This is a genomic window from Streptococcus xiaochunlingii (genome assembly GCF_006385805.1).
In the GTDB taxonomy this organism is placed as follows: Bacteria; Bacillota; Bacilli; order Lactobacillales; family Streptococcaceae; genus Streptococcus; species Streptococcus xiaochunlingii.
Genome location: NZ_VFSG01000002.1, coordinates 178,388 through 195,199, shown reverse-complemented (window position 1 = coordinate 195,199; position 16,812 = coordinate 178,388). Strand labels below are relative to the sequence as shown.

General features: G+C 43.3%; 17 protein-coding genes and 1 tRNA gene. All 18 read right to left on the bottom strand.

Annotation, left to right across the window (positions count from 1 at the left end; genetic code table 11):
* Positions 1-45: 45 nt before the first annotated feature.
* Positions 46-1,740: a lactose-specific PTS transporter subunit EIIC gene (locus FJR71_RS08365; RefSeq protein ID WP_125335790.1), complete on the bottom strand. Its 1,695-nt coding sequence runs from the start codon at positions 1,738-1,740 to the stop codon at positions 46-48.
* Positions 1,740-2,057 (bottom strand): PTS lactose/cellobiose transporter subunit IIA, encoded by a 318-nt coding sequence (locus tag FJR71_RS08360; RefSeq protein WP_117745228.1) that lies wholly within the window; start codon positions 2,055-2,057, stop codon positions 1,740-1,742. Before FJR71_RS08360 ends, FJR71_RS08365 begins: the two co-directional genes overlap by 1 nt.
* Positions 2,058-2,099: 42 nt before the next feature.
* Positions 2,100-2,933 carry a PRD domain-containing protein gene (locus tag FJR71_RS08355; protein ID WP_140814616.1) on the bottom strand — a complete coding sequence of 278 codons (834 nt, stop codon included), beginning with the start codon at positions 2,931-2,933 and terminating at the stop codon, positions 2,100-2,102.
* A 291-nt stretch (positions 2,934-3,224) separates the two neighbouring features.
* The gene (lacD, locus tag FJR71_RS08350; protein WP_140814613.1) at positions 3,225-4,205 is read right to left on the bottom strand and encodes a tagatose-bisphosphate aldolase; all 981 of its coding nucleotides are present in this window, start codon (positions 4,203-4,205) and stop codon (positions 3,225-3,227) included.
* Between the two features lies 1 nt (position 4,206).
* Positions 4,207-5,136 (bottom strand): tagatose-6-phosphate kinase, encoded by a 930-nt coding sequence (locus FJR71_RS08345; RefSeq protein ID WP_140814611.1) that lies wholly within the window; start codon positions 5,134-5,136, stop codon positions 4,207-4,209.
* 11 nt (positions 5,137-5,147) lie between these two features.
* On the bottom strand, positions 5,148-5,663 hold the full coding sequence (gene lacB / locus FJR71_RS08340) for a galactose-6-phosphate isomerase subunit LacB (protein WP_048691514.1): 516 nt from the start codon (positions 5,661-5,663) through the stop codon (positions 5,148-5,150).
* Between the two features lie 13 nt (positions 5,664-5,676).
* Entirely contained in the window at positions 5,677-6,102 is a 426-nt protein-coding gene (lacA, locus tag FJR71_RS08335; RefSeq protein WP_006595007.1) for a galactose-6-phosphate isomerase subunit LacA, read from the bottom strand.
* Positions 6,103-6,323: 221 nt separating this feature from the next.
* A complete protein-coding gene (locus FJR71_RS08330; RefSeq protein WP_048691519.1) occupies positions 6,324-7,079 on the bottom strand; it encodes a DeoR/GlpR family DNA-binding transcription regulator in 756 nt (251 codons plus the stop codon).
* A gap of 154 nt (positions 7,080-7,233) precedes the next feature.
* Complete coding sequence (locus tag FJR71_RS08325; protein ID WP_006595009.1) at positions 7,234-8,115, bottom strand: class II fructose-bisphosphate aldolase; 882 nt, start codon at positions 8,113-8,115, stop codon at positions 7,234-7,236.
* Between the two features lie 177 nt (positions 8,116-8,292).
* Positions 8,293-8,378, bottom strand: a tRNA-Leu gene (locus tag FJR71_RS08320).
* A 163-nt stretch (positions 8,379-8,541) separates the two neighbouring features.
* Positions 8,542-9,237: a B3/B4 domain-containing protein gene (locus tag FJR71_RS08315; RefSeq protein WP_140814609.1), complete on the bottom strand. Its 696-nt coding sequence runs from the start codon at positions 9,235-9,237 to the stop codon at positions 8,542-8,544.
* Positions 9,238-9,500: 263 nt separating this feature from the next.
* Positions 9,501-10,079 (bottom strand): DNA-directed RNA polymerase subunit delta, encoded by a 579-nt coding sequence (gene rpoE / locus FJR71_RS08305; protein ID WP_048691524.1) that lies wholly within the window; start codon positions 10,077-10,079, stop codon positions 9,501-9,503.
* A 218-nt stretch (positions 10,080-10,297) separates the two neighbouring features.
* Positions 10,298-11,581 (bottom strand): trigger factor, encoded by a 1,284-nt coding sequence (tig, locus tag FJR71_RS08300; RefSeq protein ID WP_140814606.1) that lies wholly within the window; start codon positions 11,579-11,581, stop codon positions 10,298-10,300.
* Positions 11,582-11,799: 218 nt separating this feature from the next.
* Positions 11,800-12,363: a TIGR01440 family protein gene (locus FJR71_RS08295; protein ID WP_140814604.1), complete on the bottom strand. Its 564-nt coding sequence runs from the start codon at positions 12,361-12,363 to the stop codon at positions 11,800-11,802.
* 3 nt (positions 12,364-12,366) lie between these two features.
* Positions 12,367-12,837 carry an ECF transporter S component gene (locus FJR71_RS08290; protein ID WP_140814602.1) on the bottom strand — a complete coding sequence of 157 codons (471 nt, stop codon included), beginning with the start codon at positions 12,835-12,837 and terminating at the stop codon, positions 12,367-12,369.
* Entirely contained in the window at positions 12,827-13,588 is a 762-nt protein-coding gene (locus FJR71_RS08285; RefSeq protein WP_140814599.1) for a bifunctional hydroxymethylpyrimidine kinase/phosphomethylpyrimidine kinase, read from the bottom strand. Before FJR71_RS08285 ends, FJR71_RS08290 begins: the two co-directional genes overlap by 11 nt.
* Positions 13,581-14,327 (bottom strand): tRNA pseudouridine(38-40) synthase TruA, encoded by a 747-nt coding sequence (truA, locus tag FJR71_RS08280; RefSeq protein ID WP_140814596.1) that lies wholly within the window; start codon positions 14,325-14,327, stop codon positions 13,581-13,583. Before truA ends, FJR71_RS08285 begins: the two co-directional genes overlap by 8 nt.
* Before the next feature lie 144 nt (positions 14,328-14,471).
* Positions 14,472-16,703 carry a family 20 glycosylhydrolase gene (locus FJR71_RS08275; RefSeq protein ID WP_140814593.1) on the bottom strand — a complete coding sequence of 744 codons (2,232 nt, stop codon included), beginning with the start codon at positions 16,701-16,703 and terminating at the stop codon, positions 14,472-14,474.
* Between the last annotated feature and the right edge of the window lie 109 nt (positions 16,704-16,812).

Below are 16,812 nucleotides of genomic sequence, written 5' to 3'. Positions count from 1 at the left end.
TAGCGATTTCCGTTACGATAGGAGACTGTTTCACAGTCCCTATCGTTAATCGAATTGAGCTTGAACAAAGGCTAGAGCACCTTGTCCATCGCGTGTCAATTTAATGTACTGAGCACCTTCTGTCTTAGCCAATTTGATGCCTAGTTTATCTGTTTCAGCCTTCATATCTTCGAAGTTGGAAGCAACCTGAGGCGCCAAGATAACAAGGTCAAATTCTGGCAACATTTCACGGTGGGCTCCATAGCCACCTGCTGCAGCTTTAACTGGAACTTTATACTCTTCTGCGGCTTTATTCAAAGCATTGGCAAGAAGACCACTTGTTCCACCACCCGCACAAAGAACGAGGACGTTTGTTTCTTCAGTAATTGTATTTTGTGCTGGTTCTACTCCAGCTTTTGCAAGAATAGCATCTGCTTTTGCAGTGTTAAAGTTTGCAGCTACTTTATCTTTTAATTCATCATTAGCTTTACCCGAACGCTCTTCTTCAAGAATTTGTTCATCATAAACCTTGAGGAATGGATAGTAGATAACAATATCTACTACAATTAATAATGCTGCAAGAGCGAATGATAAGAACTGGAAGTTTGTACCAAGAACAATACCAAGAGGTCCTGGTGTAGTCCATGGAAGGTTGGCAGTAAATGAGTTCATGCCAAGTGTTTCAATAAAGAACTTAAAGATCCATACGTTTGCAATTGGTGCAAAGATGAATGGGATAAAGAAGATTGGGTTCAAAACAAGTGGTGCACCAAACAAGATTGGTTCGTTTACACCAAAGAATGTAGGAACTACTGAAGCGCGTCCAATAGCACGATTTCGTTTCGATTTACACAACCACATAAACATGAATGGAACCACAAGAGTTGCCCCTGTACCACCCATAGTGACGATAAACATTTGTGTACCAGATGTAAGGATCTTATCAGCGTGCATACCTTGTTGAAGAAGGTTCAAGTTGACTTCAGCATTTGCATAAGTGATTGCTGCAATCGCAGGCTCAACGATAGATGGGCCATGGATACCAATAAACCAGAAGAATGCAAAGGCACCGAAAATAATCGTAATACCAACATAACCGTCTGCTGCTGAGAATAGAGGCGCAAGAAGAGTACCAATAGATTCAGCTACTGTTACACCAAGACTACCCTTCACAATCAGTTCAAGTCCATAAAGGAGAACGACAGATACAGTGAATGGGATCAAGTCTTTAAATACTTGAGAGATATTTGGTGGAACTTCGTCTGGCATGCGAATAGTAACATTATTTTTCACGCAGACTTTGTAAACATTAACGGTAACGAAGGCTGCAATAAAGGCTGTCAAAAGACCTTTTGTTCCCATGAAGGCAGTCAGGAAACCTCCTTCTTTCGCTGGTTCAGCTGCCATTAGAAGGAAACCAACCATAGATGCCAACATGGTTGACAAGAAGTTGATCTGGTTTGTTGCAGGTAAATCACGATTGACAGAATCTGTCAAAGCTTTGGCTGTAGTTCCACCTACGAAGAAAGCCAGAATTCCCATCGAATAGCTATAAGGTGTCATCAAGAAGTTTTCAATTTCTTTTGACCAATGGAAGCCCCATGCATTTGGAACATAGGCAATCAAGATAAAGATAGATGAGAATAAGATGACTGGCATCCCTGCGATAAATCCATCACGAATCGCACGCAAATATTTATTACGAGAAATCTTCTCGAAGAAAGGTTTTCCTTTCTCAATTAATTCAATTAATTTATGCATTATTTTACTCCTCTTTTGTATAGTTCAATGAGATGATGAATCACATCTTTTAATAGGATTGTTGTCATTAAGTGGTCCTGCCCATGCATCATGGTAATGCTGTAGGGGAGGTCTTCTCCTGCTGCTTCTTGCGCTAGCATAGTTGTTTGAGACTTGTGAGCCTCTGCGATACAGCTTCCTGCTTCTTCTACCAAGCTTTCCGCTTGAGCGAAGTCACCCTTCTCAGCCGCCTTGAGGGCCTCCAAGAGTTTAGAACGAGCATCCCCTGCATAGGCAACGATCTCAAAACCTAATAGTGTCATTTCTTCTTTGGTCATGACCAATTCCTCCAATTTGAATTTCTTAATTTTTAAAAGTTGTTACAATAAGCGTTGAATGTGCAAGACCAGATAGACCCGTTCACTCTTGTACAAGTCAACCCCGGTCTCCCTAGAAATCACATCATAAATCTTGGAACCAATCTCAAAGGCTTTAGGATAGGAGCTTTTGATATGTTCCTCCATATCTAGAAGCGATTGATTATCATCCCGATTGCGATCCAGGTAATCCAAGAAGTAGTTAAGATGAATCATGAAACGATCATAAAAGTTGTTGTTGGTCTCGGTTCGTTTGATTGAATAACTATCCAAAACCTCTTCCACAGCTTTTAAGATTTCTTTGCGCTGGTCCATGGAATCCACAACCTCCGCTCCATTTTCACCTTCTGCGTTGATGAAATGATAGGCGATACGAGTGACCTCATCTTCAGGGAAGCTAGTTGTGAGCTTCTCCCGATAGATATCGACTGCCTCTTTAGCAATCTCAAAAGCCACTGGGTAGTTTTCTGAGATATCCAAAAGATTACTTTCCTTATACCTGCCTTGAGTCACTGCCTGGTAAGAGCAAAACATGTGGTCGGTCAAGGTCACATAGATATATTCTTGAACGGGGTAGTGATACTTTTTGCTCAAGTAATCGATCATCTCGTAGGTCACTGTGATGAAGTCTAATGGAACATCTTTTAACAGAGTCATAAAGTTCTCTCGGGATTCCTCTGTTTTCATCCGAAAGAGCTTTTCTACCTTTTCTTTAGGGACTAGGTCGCCCTTCTTTTTGCCAAAAACGATTCCTTTTCCAATGACAATCAGTTCTTCCCCTTTGTCATTCCTCACCAGAGCAACATTGTGATTGAGTGGATTCAAAATCCGATACATGGTACTCTCCTTGCTAGTTTATTTAAGGTTTAGGGTATAAAAAATGACCACAAATGAGATCAGAGAGGTTTCTCCCCGATTCATCTGTGATCATGCGTAATCTAACTTACTAACACTCACCTTGTATTCACTTATGGATTAAGTATAGCACACGCTTTTGTTTTTGTAAACCCTTTCTTAACAACTTTTTAACTTTTTTGTTTTTTTCTAACAAATAGCTGTTTATCGTTGTATTCTCTGGGCTCTTCAAGGAAATTCGAACGCCCATCGTTAAAGGAGTGGTCTACACTGTTAAATACGCTCTTTCCAAGAAGTTGCGACTTGGTCCAAGACTTGGTTGAGTTCTTCAATGTTGCGACGACCTTCAGTACGCAACCATTCACGAGCTGCTTCTTCCCCATTCTTGATGTAGGCTTCTACAGATCCAGCCCAAGTTGCACGGCCACAGAGAACTCCATTAAAGTTTGCTCCTGCTTCATGGGCAAAGACTAAAGTTTCTTGGAAGAGTTTTGCAGAAACACCTGCACTCAAGTAGATGTATGGAAGGTTGGTTGCTGCTTCTTGTTCTTTAAAGAAGGCTGCAGCCTCTTCACGGCTATGAACGATTTCCCCATCGCCAAAGCCTTCTACGTATTTGACGTTGACAGGAACTTCTACTTTCAAAACATCGATGTTAAAGCGTGGGTCTGAGAAGACTTTCATCGCTTCGATGACTTTGCGAGGTTTCACTTTAGCGTATTCTACAGAACCTGCATCAGCGATTGTTTCATCGTAAGCCAAGATTTCAAGGAAGAATGGAATTTCTTCTGCCGCACATTCTGAACCGATGCGTTCGATATAGGCTTGTTTTTCTTGGTTGAGTTCTTCTGCACTATCCACATCATAGTAGAGCAAGAATTTCACTGCATCTGCGCCCTGTTCTTTGATGCGTTTAGCTGACCAAAGGTTAAGGCAGTCTGGCAGACGTTTTGTGCTAGAAGTGTCGTAGCCAGTTTTTTCATAAGCCAACAAGAGACCTGCTTCTGCATCCAAGACCTTGGTTGCTGGAAGTCCATACTCAGGGTCCAAGAGCATAGAAGATGCGAATGGTGTCAATTCTTCAGCCACTAGGACCTTCAACTCTTCCATTTGAGCAACGGTTGGTTCTGTGTCTTGGTATTGAGCCATTAGGCGTTTCAAAGCGCCACGTTGGTCAAAGGCCAAGGCTGAGATCACACCCTCTTTGGTGCTCAATTTTTCTAAATAGTTGCGTTTTTGTTCTGTTAATACCATCTTATACCTCTTTTACATTTATCTGTTGATACAAATCATCATAGCGATGAATATTGATATGGCCTGTTGTTGCTTCTTGAGCATTCAACATGCCAAGGACATTGGCTTTGGTTAAAAGTGCTTGGTCGTCTTCCTGATGATAGAGAGCTGAGGCAATCCCAGCAACTGTCGAATCACCAGATCCTACTGGATTGATCACTTCAATTTTTGGAATGTCCACTTTATAGAAGACATCTCCGTGTTTGGCAAAAGCACCGTCAGCTCCTAGGGAGACGATGACCCAGTCAATCCCTTTAAACAAGTTAGATTGAAGGACCTCTTTTAATTGATCCAGATCCTTGGTCACCTCGTAGCCCAAGAGTTGAGACAACTCTTCATTATTGGGCTTGATAACCGTTGGTTTAATAGGAGCTGCTAGAGCTTTTTCCAAGGAAACACCTGAACAATCAAGAACAACTGGTTTTCCTGCCTTCTTAGCACGCTCTACTAATTTCACATAATAATCAGCTGGTAAACCAGCTGGTAAACTTCCTGAGATAGCAACGACTGCTACATCTGGAAGCAAGGCTTCAAAGTGAGCCAGAAATGCTTGCCCTTCTTCTTCAGAAACAGACGGACCTTTTTCCAGGATTTCAGTTTGTTGTCCTTCGTGAAGGATCGCAATACAATTCCGGGTCTCCCCTTGAATTTCAAAGAATTCTTTGCCGATTTCCTGATCCAGATGGTCCAAGATAAATTGGCCTGTTGAACCACCAATCAGACCAGTCGCTGAGACAGGATCTCCAATCTCTGCTAGGACCCGTGTGACATTGAGTCCCTTACCACCTGCGGTTTTGCTTACCTTGTCAACTCGATTGACCGTATCCAAGTGTAAAGTTTCTAATGGATAGGAAATGTCGATTGAAGGGTTCATGGTTACCGTTAGTATCATAGACTCACCTCTTAGTCGTGGTATTCCCCACGGTCCCATTTTTCAAGGAATTCTGTGAAGAAATCCTCATCTTCTTGATGGTCGTTGTGGGTTTCCAAATGTTGAATCTTGGCAATCAATTTCTTGTTTTCTTCACTTGGTTTGTATTCCGCATGGATGAAGGCTTCCAAAATGTCACACATCAGAAGTTCTCCTGTGACCTTCCCACCAAAACCAATCACGTTGGCATTGAGTTCCTCTTTGGCATAAAGAGCAGAGGTCATATCGCGGACCAAGGCTGAACGGACACCCGGAACCTTGTTAACCGCGTTGTTAATCCCAACACCAGTTCCACAGATACATACACCAAGATCTGCTTGACCACTCACTACTGCTTCCCCAACCTTCTTCCCAAAAATTGGATAGTGGGTCCGAGCATGGTCATAGGTTCCGAAGTCAAGGACTTCATAGCCTTTTGATTTCAAAAACTCGGAAACAGCCATTTTTTCATTTGTGACAATATGGTCACATCCAATTGCAATTTTCATTTTTCGTCCCCCCTTAGCACATCTTGTTGAGCATATCGACACGGATTTGGTGGCGACCACCGTCATACTTACCATTCACAAAACCTTTGGCAATATTCTTCGCCAATTGGTCACCTACGATTTGAGCACCCATGGTGATCATACGAGAATTGTTGTGTCCACGGGTCATGTAGGCAGAGCGCTCATCTGAAACTTCTGCGGCAACCATTCCTTTAATTTTAGTCGCTACCATAAATGGACCTGCACCATAAGCATCAATGACAATGCCCAGATTATCTTCTGCTTGTTTGACTTCTTTAGCGACAGCCAAGGTCACATCAACAAAGTCTTGCCCTTCTTCTGTAACATCCACCACTTGGAAACCTTCTGCTTCCAAATATTCTTTGACTACTTCTTTTAAGCGGATACCTGCTGCATCCGCACCAACTACAATTGCCATATACTTCTCCTTTTTGCATTTCCGTCAACAAAGAAAGTTCTCCTCTTTCTTCATTCGACTTCGTTTTGTTATTCACAAACACAGTATAGCGCTAATTTTGTTTGTTGTCAACTATTTTTGTTTATTTTTTTCATTTTCCTTTATTTTTTATTATTTTTTATCCCTAAATTGTTTGTAATAAACAAAAAAGAGAGAATCGCTCTCTCTTTTCAGTTTATTATTTATACAATCACACGTGTATATTCCTCTAATTCTTCATGTGCTTTCTCAGATGCATCGTCCGTTATCACCGCAGTTACTTTTTTCAAGGAACAGATAGAGGTAAAGTCTTCCTTGCCAATCTTGGAGGAGTCAATCAGTAGGTAAGCTTCAGAAGAACGTTCTAAGGCTAACTTTTGCGTATAGGCTTCTTCAAAAGAAGAGGTCAGAACGCGTCCATCCACAATGCCATTCCCACTAAAAAACATCTTGTGGAAGTACATTCTTTCCATGAGAGTGTTCGTTATCTCGCCAACAAAAGCTTGACTGGTTTCTCGAAGCTCCCCTCCTAAGAGGATTACCTTAAAGCCATCACTTTTCTTCTTTAACAACTCTTGGAAAATCGGCAGACAGTTGGTCACCACACGCAATTCCTTATTATTAATGGCTTCGGAAAGAACCTCAACAGAGGTCCCCGGCCCAAGGAAGATACTCTCACCTTCTTTTATCAGTTCGCTAGCTTTCTTCGCTACCTCACGCTTAGCCAGAATATTCTTGAGTAACTTCTCTTCATGGGGAAGCTCTCGTGAAGGGAGGAATTGGTTACTTTTGGCTCCATTTCGAACACGAATAAGGAGCCCTTGCTTTTCCAATTCAATCAAATCCCGACGGACCGTCATATCCGACACCTGCATACTTTCCATGATGTCTTGAACATAAACGGTTCCAGCCTTATTGACCAGATTGATAATCTCATTCAGTCTTTCCTGTTTTTTCATTTCCTACCTACTTGCATCGTTTTTGTTTATTATAACCTTAAACTGTCAGAATCGCAATCATTTTTTGTTTACAATAAACACTTTTCCAAATCAAAGAACCAAAAAAGGCTTATCCTTGCGGATAAACCTCTGGTTAATAACGTTTCAAGCAAGATTAAGCTTTGTTTTCGCTACCAAATACGTCGATACGTTCTTCAACTGAAGCTGTGATTGCTTCGAATCCTGGTTTTAAGAATTTACGTGGGTCGAAGAGTTTCTTCTTGTCGTATTCTGCTTCGTTTGCATCGTATTCACGTACGAATTGACGAGTTGCGTTAGCGAATGCGATTTGGCACTCAGTGTTAACGTTAACTTTCGCAACACCAAGTTTGATAGCTTCTTGGATTTGCTCATCAGGGATACCTGAACCACCGTGCAATACGATTGGGAATCCTGGAAGAGCTTCTGTCAATTTCTTCAAGTGATCAAGGTCAAGACCTTCCCAGTTTGCTGGGTATGGACCGTGGATGTTACCAATACCTGCTGCCAAGAAGTCGATTCCTGTAGCAACCATTGCTTTGGCATCTTCGATTGGTGCCAATTCACCTTTACCAACGATACCGTCTTCTTCACCACCGATTGTACCAACTTCAGCCTCAACTGAGATACCTTTAGCGTGAGCTTTTTCTACAACTTCTTTCGCCAATTTAAGGTTTTCTTCAACTGGAAGGTGTGATCCGTCGAACATGATTGAAGTGTAGCCAACTTCGATACACTCAAGAGCATCTTCGTAGTGACCATGGTCCAAGTGGATTGCAACTGGTACAGTGATACCCATTGCTTCAACAAGGTTAGCGATCATGTTGCGAGCTACTTTGTAACCACCCATGTATTTAGCAGCACCCATAGAAGTTTGGATCAAAACTGGAGCTTTTTTAGCTTCTGCTGCACGCAAGATAGCTTGAGTCCACTCAAGGTTGTTTGTGTTAAATCCACCAACTGCGTAACCATTGTCACGAGCTGCTTGGACAAATTTTTCTGCTGAAACGATTGCCATTAGTAGTAGGCCTCCTCTAATTTTTTGTGGTTAAACCACTTACATTGTTTATTTTATCACTTTTTCATTGAAAATGCTAGCTTTTCCTGAGCCTTTAAAGCGTTTTCTTCTCTTTCAAGCAATCTTTCTCCTAAATGAACAAGAAAAAAGACAGCCGAAGCTGTCTTGATTATCTGATGCGGAGAGAGGGACTTGAACCCTCACGACCTAAAGCGGTCACAGGATCCTTAGTCCTGCGCGTCTGCCAATTCCGCCATCCCCGCGATTGAGTACCTTACTAGTATATCAATCTTCTACTTTCTTGTCAAGATTTTTTTCAAACTTTTTTCAAAGGTTGCAGATTTTCACAGGTCAAGAAGAGTGTCGGCTACTTCACGTCTCTCTTATGTCCAGATGAGGACTCATCCCTAATATAAGAGTTCTTCTTTAAGGGACTGGAATTGTCTCACTGGGGGTAACCAGATATTTTTCAAATTCTAAATCAGGCATGCAAGAGGCCAAATCTTCCCTGATTCGATCGAGTGCTTCCAATCGCATCTCTACAGAGGTCGCTCGATTCCCCTGGATGATAAAGAGGGCATTGCGGCTAGTCTCCTCCATCTTATAGCCCTCACCATCTCTCACATCTAGCCAGGCCATAATGCCTTGTTGATCTCGGTAGACCGGATCGGTTTCACTAACATGCTTTTCTGTTGATAAGATGGGCAAAAAGGTATCCTCTCTTTGACTAATCGTAAACTCGATTGGTCCCTGGATCTTATCCAGATCATGCCCTCCAATGGCTAAAAAGGAACGGAGACATTCAACATTATAAATATCAATCACACTATTGATCGTCGGAAGGAAGCCTCGACTTTGGATATTCTTAATCAAAGCAAGTATTGTCGGCGGGTTCTTCTTGACACTTCGTCCCACTTCCTTCAACAAATCCATATAGCCTTGTACAACTGCCTCCTCTTTCACCAAGCTGAGATCACAATTCAAGGCCCAGGCTTCCATCTCCTTCTTTTTAGCTAGAAAAGTTGCAGACAAGGGAGCTTGTGGATCCACCTGTTTGGCCACTCCAATTACAACTGTCTCAATTCCTAAGTCCACCAAACTTTGATTCAGTATCCAGTCCATATGCTCTTCCTCCTTCTGCACTACGTCAGGCTTACACCCTTATTATACTCCTCCTTGAAGCGTTCTTCAAGTAAAGAAAGAGAGTGGGACAGAAATCGGTAATTCGTTAGAATTCGATTTCGTCGTCCAACCTCCGCACAGTTGAGTAGGGCTATAAAAGCTGATGAAATCAGCGTAGTAGAGCCCACTCAACCACTGCGTCTTGCTCGACAATCCAAATAAACATAGAAAGAGGCTAGGAATTTTGTCCCAGCCTCTTTGGATTATTCTTCTTCTTCGTAAGACTCTTCTTCGTCTTCTTCGTCACTTAACTCAACTTCCTCATCCAACTCATCTGGTGAGATTTCATTAATTTCAGCGTCATAGGCTTCCACTTCATCCTTCTCATCTTCTGGGTTTTCATCATCGTAAGTAAGCGCTGGATCTGCTTCATAGACATCTTCGTCTTCTGGATCATCCGCATTGTAATCGATCGCGTCTTCGTCTCCATCCATAAAGGCGTTGACACGTTTTTTCTTACGTTTCTTAGGCTCTTCATCTTCATCTGTTTCTTCAAGAGCGATGATTTCTTCATCTACCTCATCGATCGCATACCATGAGCGAAGTCCCCATTTGTTATCCCCTAGTGGGATAAAGCTTCCATCCACATTCAATTCCGTATAGAATAATGGAAGAGCTTCACGAATTTCACTGTTTGATTTTTCGAGGTAGTTTTGAATTTCATTGACCAGGTCATTGAAATACATTTCATGATCACGGCCACGTGACTCCAAAATCGCACGGGCTACTTCAATCATTGAAAGTTCACTTTTTTCTTGTCCAGCAAATACTTCTAATTCCAAGGTAGATCTCCTTCATTTTTATCTCAAGGCAACACTCTTTTTCATTAAAAAAGAGGATACCCCTAGAATACATCATTTATCGTTACACTCTATTGTACGATAATTTTCCCCTTTCGTCAAAGGAAAATTCCGCGCCAAGAAGAAGAGAAAAGCCGGGACACATGGCCTCAGCTTTTCTTCTTATGACTTGTTTCCATCAAGATGGAAGATCGTCTTTTTTATTTTACTTTTGCAGTGCTTGTGATCACTTCGACAGCTTTCTTCACAGCGATGTCGTGTTTCAACATTTCTGGTGAAAGCAAGCTACGAACTTGTTCAACTGGCATGTTGTAGTCTGCTGCCAATTGTTCGATTTCTGCAGTTACTTCTTCGTCAGTTGCTTCGAAGCCTTCTGCTTTAGCAACTGCTTCTACGACAAGGTTTGTCTTAGTACGTGCTGCTGCATCTGCTTCATATTGTTTGTGAAGATCTTCTTGAGTTGTACCAGTGATTTGGAAGTACATGTCTGGAGAGATTCCTTGACGTTGCATGTTTCCAAGGAATTCATTTACAGCACGGTGTACTTCTTCGTGGATCATTTCTTCTGGAAGGTCAACGATTTCTGCATTTTCTACTGCAAGGTCAATTGCTGCTGACTCAACTGCATCTTTGTAAGCTTCTTCTTTCGCTTCAGCCAACTCTTTGCGGTATTTTTCTTTCAATTCAGCAAGAGTTTCAACTTCTTCGTCGATGTCTTTTGCCAATTCATCGTCAAGAGCTGGTACTTCTTTTGCTTTTACTTCGTGGATGGTTGTCACGAATTTCGCTTCTTTACCTGCAAGGTCAGTTGCTTGGTAGTCTTCTGGGAAAGTTACGATGACATCAACTGTTTCACCAGCTGAGTGTCCAACCAATTGGTCTTCAAAACCTGGGATGAATTGACCTGAACCAAGTCCAAGTGAGAAGTTATCTCCTTTTCCTCCGTCAAACTCAACACCGTCAACAGAACCTACAAAGTCGATCACAACAGTATCACCTTCAGCTGCTGGTCCTTCTTTGATTACCAATTCAGCCAAGTTGTTGCGTTCGCGTTCGATACGTGCATCAACATCTTCATCTGTTACTTCTTTAGAAACTTCTACAGATACTTCAAGGTCTTTGTAAGCACCCAATTTTACTTCTGGTTTTGTAACAACATTTGCTGTCAATGTCCAGTCTTGACCTTTTTCCATTGATACAACGTCAAAAGTTGGTTGAGCAACCACTTCAAGACCCGCTTCTTTTACTGCTGCTTCATAAGCTGCTGGAAGAAGATCGTTCAAAGCATCTTGATAGAGTGATTCTTCACCAAAACGTTGATTGAAGATTGGACGTGGAAGGTGACCTTTACGGAATCCTGGTACGTTCAAGTTTTTCTTAACAGATTCAAACACGCGATCTAAAGCTGGTTTAATTTGGTCTTGACTGATGGTAAAAGTCAATACTCCGCGGTTTGTTTCTTTGTTTTCAAATGATACAGACATTCTGTCTCTCCTTAAAATAATATAGTCATTCCTAATAATTTTACCATAAAACTTCGAAAATGCAAGTTTTTGGGCATCTTGGTTTTGTGGAAACTGCTTCTTTTTAGAAGAATCTTATAGTGGTTTCTGGAGACCCAAAGATTAAAAATCTCTTTCCTATCTCAAAATTTGTCACGGAACAAAAAAACTAGTCCATGCCTGAACTAGTTTCCTTCCTATTAGGACTTCCGAAGCGAATCTTCTTGGTAAGAAGCACGCGCCCCACCGATTAACTTCGGACGACTCGCTAGAGCCGTTACATGAGCACCACCCAGTTCTTTCAAGACTGGACGAACGGGTACTTGCACATGCTTGACATGCATGCCGATAGAGGTATCTCCAATATCCAAACCAGCCTGAGCTGTGATAAATTCAACTTCGACTGGGTCTTTCATATAACCGAAGGCTGCCAACTGTCCAGCACCACCCGCATGGAGGCTCGGTAGTACATTGACGATTTCTAAGTCTTTCTTTTCTGCTAGTTCACGTTCGACCACCAGAGCGCGGTTAAGATGCTCACATCCTTGGACAGCTAAGTAAATCCCTTTGGGAGTTAGGGTATCTAGGATGGTTTTCACAATGGCTTGTCCAATCTCTAGGCTTGAGTTCTTCCCGATACTTGCGCCAGCGACTTCACTGGTGGACAGGCCTAATACGAGGATTTGTCCCTGATGCAGATTGGCCTTGGATAAAAGATCCAGCAAAATCTCCTGGGTTTCTCTTTTTATTTGCTCTAACTCCATCCTCTAATTCCCCTTCTTTGGCAAGAAATGGTACAGAGCATATCCCAGAGCCATCCCAACGAAGTTTTGAACCAGATTATGAGGAACCTCTTCAATGGCTGCTACCCAGGTATTTCCTAAAAAGAGCGCTGATGCTAGGGCATAGCCGCCTACCATGATAACCGTTCCTAGAAGCAGACCGATGTAACGGGCTTTTCCTTTAAAGCCAGCAAAGTAGCCTTGAGCTCCGTGGAACAAGAGACTAAAGAATATCCATTGAGGATAGCCAGAGAGGAGGTCTAAGAGAAAGGCTCCAAGACCACCGACCACTGCTCCTTCTTTGCGCCCCAGATAAAAGGCGGTAAAATAAACGCCTAAATCCAGCAAGGTCACCATCCCGGTTGGAGTTGGCAACTTGGTGTAATAGCCCAGCACAACTGTCAAGGCGGTTAAAATGGCTAAATGCGCGATTACTTGGGTACGGTTATTGGTCATATTGAACTACTCCATATTGATCTGATTTTTGAATGGCTTGGTAGACGAACGCTTTTGAAGCCTTAACAGCTTCTAACGTTGTCTTCCCTTGAACTAACTGGCTTGCAATGCTAGAGGCAAAGGTACAACCAGCTCCTGTATTATTCTTTTCTAAAACGTCTTCTTCGAAGACCGTAAAGTCTTGGCCATCATAAAAGACATCGATGGCTTTTTCCTTGTTGAGGCGATTGCCCCCTTTGACCACGACAGTCGCTGCTCCCAATTCATGGAGCTTGCGAGCTACCTCCTTCATATCATCGAGCGATTGAATCTTGCTTTGGGTCAAGATCTCAGCCTCTGGTAAGTTTGGTGTGATGATGGTCACATAAGGGAAGAACTTGATCAATTCGTCTCGAAGGGCTGACACTTCCACATCATGGGTTTCCTTGCAGACCAAGACAGGATCCAGCACTACAGGGATACCTGCATGGGCTTTGACATAGTCCAGGGCTAAATCTGCCACTTCAACATTTGGCAAGAGGCCGAGTTTAATAGCAGAAAAAGGAACATCCTTGAGAGAGCTGAGCTGTTGAGCAAAGGTCGTCGGATCCACTGGAATGACTTCAAAACCGTGCTCGGTCATGGCTGTCAAACAAGTCACTGCTACAAAACCATGCTGTTTGTTAGTCGTATAGGTCGCAAGGTCTGCGTGAAGACCTCCTCCACTAAAAATATCATTTCCTGAAATAGCTAGAATCAATTCATTACTCATACCGAATCTCCTTTAAATATAAGCCATTTGGCGCTGCTGTCGGACCTGCTAGATTGCGGTCCTTTTTTTCTAAAATCAAGTCAATTTGCTCCACCGGCATTCGTCCATTGCCAATCTTTAGCAAGGTTCCCACCATATTGCGGATTTGCTTGTAGAGAAAGCCATTACCTGAAAAGGTAAAGAGAAGGTGATGATTTGCCGCGTCCTCAACCAAGCGAGCCTCTGTAATCGTGCGAACCTTGTCTTCCACACTGGTACCCGAAGCTGTGAAGCCAGTGAAATCATGGGTTCCCTCCAACTTTTGGATGGCTACTTGCATCTTGGCCACATCCAAGGGGTAGGGATAGTGGGTGGCATAGTGGCGCATCATGGGGTTCTTGGGGCGACCATAATCCACGATAAATTCGTAAGTCTTGCTGTGCTTCTTGTAACGTGAGTGAAAGTCATCTGCTACTTGCCCCACCCGGATGAAATCAATATCCTCTGGGGTCTGGGTATCCAGAGCAAAGCGGAGCTTCTCCTCATCCCGTGGCTGAGGGAGATCAAAATGGATGACCTGCCCAAGGGCATGGACGCCTGCATCCGTCCGCCCCGCGCCATGGATGGTCACGGGATTTCCTTGATTCAGACGCATTAAGGTCTTCTCGATTTCTTCTTGTACACTACGCGCATGCGGTTGGCGTTGGAAACCTGCAAATAGCGTTCCATCGTAAGAAATAGTTGCTTTGTATCGTGTCATGTTTTTATTTTATCAAGTTCATCCAAGCTGAACAAGGCGGAAAAGCGAAAACTGTATGGGTACAGTTTTGAGGTCAAAATAAGAACCAAGTCTTTCCTTTTCCATCTCTGGAAAATAGAAAAACTTGGTTCAATCGGGGGCTGATTAGTCTTCTTTCCGTCCCTTGAGACCCATCCCTGTCGCTCCTAAGATCGCTCCAAGCAAGGCCAACCCTAAGACAGATTCTTGTCCAGTCTCAGGAAGCTGATGACTAGACGGTGTTTGATCTTGCATCGGTGTTGGCTTAGCGTCTTCTACTGTTTTTTGTTCTGAAGCGACTGGAGCTGGTTGAACGTTCACAAGTGGCTTCACTTCAGGAGCTACTGGTCTTACTTGATGATGACCTCCTTGATCAACTTGAGGTAAGTCTGGTTGAGGACTTGGACCATCTTGTAAACCTGGAGTCGGAGTGATCACTTCTGCCTCCTTGGTGCCCACTTCCACAATCTCAGCAACAGCTTCTTTCGAAACTTCTGTTCCTACCACTTGGCGGCCCTTATCAAGTCCAGATACTGCAACAAATTCACGCTGCTGGCCTTTGACACCTGCTTGAACCACTTTTCGTTCACCCTTGGCCAAGTCTGGATTCGTCCGTTCAACAACTTCAAAATCTAGCTCTTTTTCGATGACTTCCAAGCTTGGTTTGTCTTCTACCAAGGCTCTGACATCATTTTCTGCTTGGCTTCCCACCTGGGTGATTGGTTTCAATTGACTGAGAGCTTGAGTGACCTGTTCAACCTGTTCTGCCACTTTTTCTTGGCGAGCACGACTGATCGTCCAGTTTAACTGGTTGAGCACCGTTGCAAGAGCTGAACGAGATTCCTCTGTGTAGATGGAAAGATCTGTTGGAACATTGGCAAGAGCCGCACGAAGGGCTGTATAGTTAGCTTTGAAATAGTCTTTGTTATGGTTGGCAAATGCTTCCATGACCTGGAAGACTTCTTCTTCCTTGTATTCATTGGCCGGTTCATCTGCCCAGATTCCCAACATACTTCCGGACACTGGTAATTTCACATCAGGGTATTTGGTTGAAGCTAATTGTTCAAATGGAACAGTTTCTGAATGTTGAAGAGCTTTATCGAGTGGATAGCTTTGATCTCCTCTGTGGCCCAAAACATAGTACCAGTCCCCGTTGGTATTGAGGAATTTGTAGCCCTTGTCCGCTAGGTACTGTGGTGATGCGAGGTTATAGCCCCACCATCCTTTAGACCAGTATGAAATCAAGACATCCTTGTCAAAGGCAACATCATCTTCGTCTCCATAGTAGAAGCCATCGTTAAAGGCCATTGGTTGCAAGCCTTTTTCACGAGCCATAGCTGCGAGACTATTGGAATAGTCCGCAAACTTACCATAGAGCTCATACCATTTGAGGTAGTACCAGCCTTGGGCATTGGTAGCATCATTGGCATATTCGTCTGTTCCGTAGTTAAAGATCTTAGACTTGCCTTTGAAATAGTCCATGTACTTGCCAATGAGGGCCTTGGTGAAATTAACCGCTTCTTCGTTGGTCAGATCCATAGTTGTCTTAGAAACCGTATCAAAGGTCGCTTGCGGATGTTCGATACCTAGTTTTTCCATCGCTACCAAGATAGCATCCATATGACCTGGACTATTGACTGCTGGGATCAAGCCAATTCCTTTAGAAGTCGCATAAGCAAGCAATTCATCCATTTCTGCTTGGGTCAAGGCTTGACCATTTGGATCGTCATAGTAGGCTTTGGTTCCTTCGAGAAGGGCCTGTTTCACGTCATCGCTGGCATAAGTCTTGCCATTGGCTTCCACCGTCATATCATCAAGGACGAAGCGCATGCCATCATTTCCGACAAGGAGGTGCAAATCAGAGTAGCCTAGCTCACTGGCCTTATCGACGATCCGTTTCAACTGATCTAGCGAGAAGTATTTGCGTCCTGCGTCAATAGAGATGACCTTTTTCTTGGCCAATTTTTCTTCTTGCTCTGGATCTTTAGCGGGTGTTTCAGTCGCTGCTGTCACCGGTTGAGCTGTCCCATCAGCTTCTGTAACAGAGATCGCTTCTTCACGAATCAAGCGATCAAGATCGGATGCGCGCAATTCTCGATCAGGTAGGGTCGGTTGACTTTGCTCGACGATTGGAGCAGGAACAATTGGTTTTTCTACTACCGGCTGAGCAGTTTCCTCGGTAGCAGACTGAGGCAAGTCTCCTTCACTTGGCTGTGTCGGAAGAGTCGTTGCAGGGCTTTCTGTAACGCTTGGCGTATCTGCTGCTACGACTTGACCGCTGGCAAAAAAGCCAACCAGTACCGAAGCAACTCCTACAGCATACTTGCGAATAGAATAACGTGGTTGATGTGATTTCATCAGGACCTCCTAAAATTTGTTGTGTGTAAACGCTTACTTCCAGTCTATCTAGAAAGCAGGCCCTCGTCAAGGCTTCTTTGAAAGGTTCTTTAATTAAGAGAAGAAGCTA

Bases quoted from the DNA above. Each gene is read 5' to 3' on its own strand.
- lacB (WP_048691514.1), bottom strand. From the start codon at position 5,663: ATGAAAATTGCAATTGGATGTGACCATATTGTCACAAATGAAAAAATG.
- FJR71_RS08360 (WP_117745228.1), bottom strand. From the start codon at position 2,057: ATGACCAAAGAAGAAATGACACTATTAGGTTTTGAGATCGTTGCCTAT.
- lacD (WP_140814613.1), bottom strand. From the start codon at position 4,205: ATGGTATTAACAGAACAAAAACGCAACTATTTAGAAAAATTGAGCACC.
- FJR71_RS08345 (WP_140814611.1), bottom strand. From the start codon at position 5,136: ATGATACTAACGGTAACCATGAACCCTTCAATCGACATTTCCTATCCA.
- FJR71_RS08295 (WP_140814604.1), bottom strand. From the start codon at position 12,363: ATGGAGTTAGAGCAAATAAAAAGAGAAACCCAGGAGATTTTGCTGGAT.
- FJR71_RS08355 (WP_140814616.1), bottom strand. From the start codon at position 2,933: ATGTATCGGATTTTGAATCCACTCAATCACAATGTTGCTCTGGTGAGG.
- tig (WP_140814606.1), bottom strand. From the start codon at position 11,581: ATGTCTGTATCATTTGAAAACAAAGAAACAAACCGCGGAGTATTGACT.
- truA (WP_140814596.1), bottom strand. From the start codon at position 14,327: ATGACACGATACAAAGCAACTATTTCTTACGATGGAACGCTATTTGCA.
- FJR71_RS08285 (WP_140814599.1), bottom strand. From the start codon at position 13,588: ATGAGTAATGAATTGATTCTAGCTATTTCAGGAAATGATATTTTTAGT.
- FJR71_RS08275 (WP_140814593.1), bottom strand. From the start codon at position 16,703: ATGAAATCACATCAACCACGTTATTCTATTCGCAAGTATGCTGTAGGA.
- FJR71_RS08330 (WP_048691519.1), bottom strand. From the start codon at position 7,079: ATGAAAAAACAGGAAAGACTGAATGAGATTATCAATCTGGTCAATAAG.
- FJR71_RS08290 (WP_140814602.1), bottom strand. From the start codon at position 12,837: ATGACCAATAACCGTACCCAAGTAATCGCGCATTTAGCCATTTTAACC.
- FJR71_RS08365 (WP_125335790.1), bottom strand. From the start codon at position 1,740: ATGCATAAATTAATTGAATTAATTGAGAAAGGAAAACCTTTCTTCGAG.
- FJR71_RS08325 (WP_006595009.1), bottom strand. From the start codon at position 8,115: ATGGCAATCGTTTCAGCAGAAAAATTTGTCCAAGCAGCTCGTGACAAT.
- lacA (WP_006595007.1), bottom strand. From the start codon at position 6,102: ATGGCAATTGTAGTTGGTGCGGATGCAGCAGGTATCCGCTTAAAAGAA.
- FJR71_RS08315 (WP_140814609.1), bottom strand. From the start codon at position 9,237: ATGGACTGGATACTGAATCAAAGTTTGGTGGACTTAGGAATTGAGACA.